Origin of the sequence: Streptomyces sp. yr375 (genome assembly GCF_900110755.1) — a bacterium.
Lineage (GTDB): Bacteria > Actinomycetota > Actinomycetes > Streptomycetales > Streptomycetaceae > Streptomyces.
This window is the reverse complement of the sequence record NZ_FOFF01000107.1, coordinates 1-3,170: the sequence shown is the minus strand read 5'-3', so window position 1 is coordinate 3,170 and position 3,170 is coordinate 1. Positions and strand designations below refer to the sequence as shown.

The following is a 3,170-nucleotide window of genomic DNA, read 5'->3' as shown; positions in this document are numbered from 1 at the left end:
TTTCGCGGTTTCCTTTCCGGCGGTTCCGACTTTATCAGAAGTTCCGGGCCGGTCTGACCGGCCATTCATTTTCCGACTCATCGGGGAGCCCCTGTGGAATCCAGAGATTCAAGAGGCTGACAGATACTAACCGCTGCCGACCGGACGCTGTCCAGTTCCAGGCAACTGTTCGAATCTACCTCCCCACGCACTCCGTGTCAACGGCTTTTGCGGGGCGAAGAGGAGACTAGCAGTTGAACGGGGCCGTCTGCACATCAGGCGGCTGTCGGCACCGTGGCACTGCGCTCGGCCGCCTCGACGTCGCCCGTGGCCCCTGCGCGGGCAGCCCGGCCGCCGAGGACGTAGACGTAGGCGAGGAAGGTCAGTTCGGCTGCGATGCCGATGGTGATGCGGGCCCAGGTGGGCAGGCCGGATGGGGTGACGAAGCCTTCGATGGCGCCTGAGACGAAGAGGACGAGGGCCAGGCCGATGGCCATGCCGACCGCGGCTCGGCCTTCTTCGGCGAGGGCGGTTCGCCTGGTGCGGGGGCCCGGGTCGATCACCGTCCAGCCCAGGCGGAGGCCGGTGCCGGCTGCGACGAAGACGGCGGTCAGTTCGAGCAGGCCGTGCGGGAGGACGAGGCCCAGGAAGGTGTCGAGTCGGCCGGCCGAGGACATCAGGCCGGCTCCGATACCGAGGTTGAGCATGTTCTGGAAGAGGATCCACAGGACCGGTAGGCCGAGGAAGACGCCCAGGACCAGGCACGTCGCGGCGGCCTGGGCGTTGTTCGTCCAGACCTGGGCGGCGAACGCCGCTGCCTGATGGCTCGAGTAGTACGTCTCGTACAGGCCGCCGGGGCGGGTGAGCTCGCGGAGTTCGTCGGGGGCGGCTATCGCGGACTGGACTTCCGGGTGGGTGCCGATCCACCAGCCCAGGAGGGCCGCGACGGCGGTGGAGAGGAGCGCGGTGGGGACCCACCAGTGGCGCGACCTGTAGACCGCGGCGGGGAAGCCCTGCGTGAGGAAGCGCGTCACGTCACGCCAGGAGGCGGTGCGGGTGCCTGTCACCGCGCTACGCGCGCGTGCCACGAGTTGGGTGAGCCGACCGGTGAGCTGGGGGTCGGGGGCGCTCGACTGGATCAGGGAGAGGTGGGTGGCGGCGCGCTGGTAGAGGGTGACGAGTTCGTCGGTCTCGGCGCCGGTGAGGCCGCGCCTGCGGCGCAGCAGAGCGTCGAGGCGGTCCCATTCGGCCCGGTGGGCGGAGACGAAGACGTCGAGGTCCATCGGTGTGCCTGCTCCTCGGCGTTCGTCGGCGGCCGGTGGTGGATGTCAGCTTGTCGCACTGGCGCGCGATGTGCCCTCAGCTTGGCAGACTGGCCGTTCTCGGGGTGGGCCAGGGAAGGGACGTCGGACGTGAGTGAGCTGGTGACGGGTGAGGCGGTGGCGCTGGAGCTGCGGCCTGCCAGGCTGCCCAGCCGGGCGTTGGCCACGTTGCTGGACCTGGTCGTGGCCTTCGTGGCGTACATCGTGGTGAGCGTCGCGCTGGTGGCGGCGACGGCTTCCTTGGACGAGGCGGCGCAGGTCGCGCTGTCGATCGCCGCGTTCCTGCTGGTGCTGGTGGGTGGGCCGATCGCGGTGGAGACGCTCAGTCATGGGCGGTCGCTCGGGAAGCTGGCGTGCGGGTTGCGGGTGGTGCGGGACGACGGTGGGCCGATCCGGTTCCGGCACGCGCTGGTGCGGGGCGCGCTCGGGGTGGTCGAGATTCTGCTGACGATCGGGGTGGTGGCCTGTATCGCCTCGCTGGTGTCGGCTCGGGGGCGGCGGCTCGGTGATGTCTTCGCCGGGACGCTGGTGGTGCGGGAGCGGGTGCCCGAGGCGCGGTCGGGTTTCGTGCCGCCGCCTCCGCCCTGGCTTGCGGGGCGGTTCCAGGGGCTGGATCTTTCGGCGGTGCCGGACGGGCTGTGGCTGGCGGTGCGCCAGTACCTGGTGCGGATGCACCAGTTGGATCCGCAGGTCGGCCGGGCGATGGCGGAGCGGCTGGCCGGGGATCTCGCGGCGCGTACGGGGGCTCCGGTGCCGCAGGGGGTGCCGTCGGCCGCGTATCTGGCGGCGGTGGTGCAGGAGCGGCAGGTCCGGGAGGCGCGGCGGGCGTTCGGGGGCGGTCCGGTCGCGGGGCCGCCGCGGCCCTTGGGAGACGGTGGCGGCGGGGCTGTGGGGGCCTACGGTGCGCCGGCGTCGTATGCGCCCTCGTCGTACGGGGTGCGGCCTGTGGTGCCGGTGGAGGGGTCGTCTGAGGATCGGGCGGAGGGGCCGGGTGGTGGCGGGTTCGTGCCGCCGGTGTAGGTCGGCTGTGCGGGATGGGGTCAGGTGAAGGTCGACGGGGGTGTTTCGAGGTCTTCGAGTTCGATGCCGGGGGCTGCGAGGACGACGTCGCCGGCGATGTGCACGGTGTGCTGTTCGCCGGTGTCCAGGGCTGTGACCTGGTATTCGTCCACGGTCAGGGGGCCGTTGTCAGTGGCGTGTGCTTCTCTTTTGAGCAGGGCCCAGGACTGGTCCACGGTGCGTGGGGCGAGGACCGGTTCGGTGAAGGCGACGAGGCGTACTCGGGTTGCCGAGGAGGAGGGGGTGAGGCGGAGGAGTCGGGTGGTGGCGATGAGGAATGCGGGGGATGTGCCGGTGAAGGAGTGGGCGGGGACGTTGCCTTCTGTGGCGTGGGTGCCGGTGGGGTCGGTGCGGACCCAGGTGACGCCGTCCAGGGCTGCGCCGCGTACCTGCCAACTGCCGGCGTGGAGTTCGAGGCGGAGGGGGCGGCCGAGGTCGTCGAGGGTGAGGTCGACGGAGCCGGTGTGGTCGCCGGTGGGGGTGGTGAGCTGGGAGACGTAGCGCCAGCCGGAGGGGCCGGGGGCGCAGTGGAAGTGCTCGTGTGCGAAGGGGGTGTGATCGTGCGGATCGTGGAGCGAATATCGGCCGCGGGGCATCGGGGTCCTGGGGTGTGACGGGACAGGCCCCCGGCACGGGGGTGCGGGGGCCTGTCTCTGAGGTGCTGCGGACGTGCGCGCTACGGGCTGTGGGGCTTGGGGCTCAGTAGCGGTACTGCTCCGACTTGTACGGGCCGTCGACCTCGACGCCGATGTACGCGGCCTGCTCGGGGCGCAGGGTCGTGAGCTTGACGCCGAGGGCGTCGAGGTGGAG

General features: G+C 71.0%; 4 protein-coding genes. 1 reads left to right on the top strand and 3 read right to left on the bottom strand.

All coding sequences use genetic code 11. The features are described from left to right. Nucleotides 1–254: 254 nt before the first annotated feature. The gene (locus BMZ82_RS38985; RefSeq protein ID WP_093782106.1) at nucleotides 255–1,262 is read right to left on the bottom strand and encodes a stage II sporulation protein M; all 1,008 of its coding nucleotides are present in this window, start codon (nucleotides 1,260–1,262) and stop codon (nucleotides 255–257) included. Between the two features lie 129 nt (nucleotides 1,263–1,391). On the opposite strand from BMZ82_RS38985, the gene BMZ82_RS38980 reads away from it, so the two are divergent. After that, complete coding sequence (locus BMZ82_RS38980) at nucleotides 1,392–2,321, top strand: RDD family protein (RefSeq protein WP_256252364.1); 930 nt, start codon at nucleotides 1,392–1,394, stop codon at nucleotides 2,319–2,321. A gap of 20 nt (nucleotides 2,322–2,341) precedes the next feature. Here BMZ82_RS38980 and BMZ82_RS38975 read toward each other — a convergent pair whose 3' ends face one another. Continuing rightward, on the bottom strand, nucleotides 2,342–2,956 hold the full coding sequence (locus tag BMZ82_RS38975; protein WP_093782105.1) for a hypothetical protein: 615 nt from the start codon (nucleotides 2,954–2,956) through the stop codon (nucleotides 2,342–2,344). 103 nt (nucleotides 2,957–3,059) lie between these two features. After that, nucleotides 3,060–3,170: adenosylhomocysteinase (locus BMZ82_RS38970; protein ID WP_143099022.1), on the bottom strand; the 111-nt coding region annotated here is incomplete at its 5' end.

What these genes read in the sequence shown, in the direction of transcription:
- BMZ82_RS38985 (WP_093782106.1), bottom strand. Translation starts at nt 1,262, where the DNA reads ATGGACCTCGACGTCTTCGTCTCCGCCCACCGGGCCGAATGGGACCGC.
- BMZ82_RS38975 (WP_093782105.1), bottom strand. Translation starts at nt 2,956, where the DNA reads ATGCCCCGCGGCCGATATTCGCTCCACGATCCGCACGATCACACCCCC.